General features: G+C 67.7%; 4 protein-coding genes. 2 read left to right on the forward strand and 2 right to left on the reverse strand.

From position 1 onward, the window contains the following. Window positions 1-964: D-alanyl-D-alanine carboxypeptidase family protein (locus AB8Z36_RS35660; RefSeq protein WP_440582085.1), on the forward strand; the 964-nt coding region annotated here is incomplete at its 5' end. A gap of 99 nt (window positions 965-1,063) precedes the next feature. Here the strand turns inward: AB8Z36_RS35660 and AB8Z36_RS35665 are convergent. Beyond that, window positions 1,064-1,213 carry a hypothetical protein gene (locus AB8Z36_RS35665; RefSeq protein WP_369217536.1) on the reverse strand — a complete coding sequence of 50 codons (150 nt, stop codon included), beginning with the start codon at window positions 1,211-1,213 and terminating at the stop codon, window positions 1,064-1,066. Between the two features lie 41 nt (window positions 1,214-1,254). Beyond that, window positions 1,255-1,446 (reverse strand): hypothetical protein, encoded by a 192-nt coding sequence (locus AB8Z36_RS35670; RefSeq protein ID WP_369217537.1) that lies wholly within the window; start codon window positions 1,444-1,446, stop codon window positions 1,255-1,257. A 594-nt stretch (window positions 1,447-2,040) separates the two neighbouring features. Here AB8Z36_RS35670 and AB8Z36_RS35675 point away from each other — a divergent pair. Next, window positions 2,041-2,622 carry an XRE family transcriptional regulator gene (locus tag AB8Z36_RS35675; protein ID WP_369217538.1) on the forward strand — a complete coding sequence of 194 codons (582 nt, stop codon included), beginning with the start codon at window positions 2,041-2,043 and terminating at the stop codon, window positions 2,620-2,622. Window positions 2,623-2,823 lie beyond the last annotated feature (201 nt).

The raw sequence follows: 2,823 nt of genomic DNA on the forward strand, positions 1-2,823 counted from the left end.
CAGCCCCACGGCCCACCCACCGCACCGGCTCCGGAAAGGCGCGGGCCACCGCCGTAGCCGCCGGATCGCCACGATGGCGGCAGCCGTCGCCATGGCCCTCCTCGGGCTGACGGTCGCGTGGAACCTCACGACGGACGACACGACGATCGGCCTGAGCCCCGGGGCACGCTCCCTTCCCTGGCCCACGGAGGGGCAGGCGAGCGTAGAAGTGCAGGGCCTGGGGAGTCTTGGTACCAGTGGTGAGCAGAAGCCGGTGCCCATCGCGAGCGTCACGAAGGTCATGACCGCCTACGTGATCCTGCGCGAGCACCCCCTGCGCGGATCGGACCAGGGGCCCGGCATCACGGTCGACTCAAGCGCCGCGGACGGCTCCACCTCACCCGACGAGTCCCAGGTCTATCTCCAGGAGGGCCAGCAGCTCAGCGAGCGGCGCCTGCTCGAACTGATGCTGATCCCCTCGGGCAACAACATCGCCCGCCTGCTGGCCCGCTGGGACGCCGGCAGTCAGAGAGCCTTCGTCCACAAGATGAACCGCGCCGCCGAGGCTCTCGGCATGCACCACACCACCTACACCGGCGCCAGCGGCTACGAGGCCACCACCCGCAGTACCGCCGTCGACCAGCTGAAACTGGCACGACAGGTCATGAAGGACAAGGTGTTCCGCACGATCGTCACCAAGCGCACCACGAAGCACCCCGACACGGGGGAGACAATCCACAACACCAACACGCTGCTGGGACATGCCGGTGTGATCGGACTCAAGACGGGATCCAGCACACCGGCAGGAGGCGCTCTGCTGTGGGCGGCCACGGCGCAGTCCTCCAAGCGCTTGATCCTGGGTGTCGTCCTTCAGCAACAGGCGGGCACCAACCCGCAGCGTGGCCTCGATGCCGCTCTCGCCAGCAGCCGGGAGCTGGCCGAGGGGGTCCAGAAGCACCTGGCGGCCCAGGCGCGGGCCGAGTGAGGCGTATCGATCAGCCCGCCCGGCTATGACCCTCCTACTCGGGAAGCGGGGGCGTCGTCCTGGGCGGCGGCTGTCCACATCAGTGCGCCGACGCCCGTCTCAGGGGTCCTCCTTCAGAAAGATCACGAAGCCGTCCGAGTCCTCGGGATGCTCGGCCAGGGGCACGACCCGCATCACGTAGCGGCAGGTCGCGCACAGGAAGACGACGCGTCCGGGCCCGGTCCCCGCGTGCTCTACGGCGACGGGCACCGCGCCGTCCGTCAGGTCATCGCATTCAGCGCACGTCTGGATCACGTCGACCACCACCGCTTGGTCAGGATGACCGCCCGCGCGCCGTGGCAGTCGCAACCGCAGTGGTAGGTGAAGAGCGGCGCCTCGCACGGGCGCCTCGCGCCGGGGGCGAAGACCCGGACGCTGTTGCCGGAACAGAAGCCGTGTTCGTTGATCGCGCACTGGGCAGACAGCTCTTTCGGCTTGGTCATCTTCATGGTGACTGCTCCCGCGACGACGCGGTCATCACCTGATCCGACTGCGGCCTCCGGGCGCACTGGGGGTCGCAATCCCATTCGGTGCCGCCCGCCGGAGGGCGAAGCTGAAGACGTCCGCCGACGCGGTCCATCACCACACCCAGCTTCATCCTCACCTCGTCAATAACCAATTCGCCAGTCTTGTACTGGAATACGCGTTTATGCGCCGCTCTGTCTGAGCCTGTTGTGTGGTTATCGTGCATCGTCGGCTCCCTTGCAGTCGGCCACGCCCCCGGACTGCGCGCGAGCGGTCGCGGGGGTCTGTGTTCAGCCAAATCGTCGGCCTCCCAGAGGGACGTATCTCTCCCGTAAGCAGCGACACTTCGGCCGCTTCGGCGTTAGCTTGGAAAAGGCCCAAACGTTCCGGGGGATACCTTGAACAGGAACCTGCGGTCAGCTATGGATTCGGCCGGACAGTCGCCCCGACGACTAGCAGCGCGCCTTGGGGTAACTAGCAAGACCGTCGAACGATGGCTGGCGGATGACGCGTTGATCCCGCATGCCAGGAACCGCGAGGACGCTGCTGAGGCGTTGGGAGTTGACGAACACATGCTGTGGCCCAAGGTCGTGACGGACCGCATCAAGACAGGCGGGGACCTGGAGATCGTCCGGTCCTACCCCTTCCGGTCCGCTGCGCCGTCCACCCTGTGGGGCGACTTGGTCGACGGCGCTGTGAAGGACATCTTCTTCGCGGGCTACACGAACTACTTTCTGTGGACCCAGCTCCCCGCCTTCGCGGACCGACTGCGCCGCAAGACCGAGGCGGGATGCCGCGTCAGGTTTCTGGTCGGCGATCCCGACGGCGAGGTGACCCGGCAGCGGGAGGCGGTCGAAGAGGTCGCCCTGACGCTGTCCTCGCGGGTGCGGACGACCCTGGACGCGCTGAGCCGCCTGGGCCCTCTGGTCGGCCTGGAAACACGCTTCAGCGCTCCGGAGGATGCGGCGAGCCACGTCGCCCTGAGCGTCTTCAGGTTCGACGACAATCTACTTGTGACGCCTCACCTGGCGCGCCTGGCCGGGCACGACTCGCCGCTTCTGCACCTGCGCCGTCACGGCGAGGGCGGCATGGCCGACCGCTTCCGGGATCACGCCGAAGAGCTGTGGGAGCGCGGCGTTTCTGCCTCTGCCTGACGGCCACGACGCGGAGAGCCGCACCGTGACCGCGCCCTGTGAGGTGATTTCGACCAGGGCGGGACTCTCGCCGACCCCCGCTGCGGGCCGTTGCGGAGATCGTCGAGCCGGAGCCGGAACTCGATATCACCGCAGCCCAGGTGCGTGAGCGCATCGACATCGGGGTCGAATCCGGATTCGACGGAGGTCGAAACCCTCACC

The sequence above is a fragment of the Streptomyces flavofungini genome, from assembly GCF_041028215.1.
Lineage (GTDB): Bacteria > Actinomycetota > Actinomycetes > Streptomycetales > Streptomycetaceae > Streptomyces > Streptomyces flavofungini_B.

Excerpts from the sequence above, each read along its gene's own strand:
- AB8Z36_RS35670 (WP_369217537.1), bottom strand. The coding sequence starts at position 1,446 with ATGACCAAGCCGAAAGAGCTGTCTGCCCAGTGCGCGATCAACGAACAC.
- AB8Z36_RS35675 (WP_369217538.1), top strand. The coding sequence starts at position 2,041 with ATGCTGTGGCCCAAGGTCGTGACGGACCGCATCAAGACAGGCGGGGAC.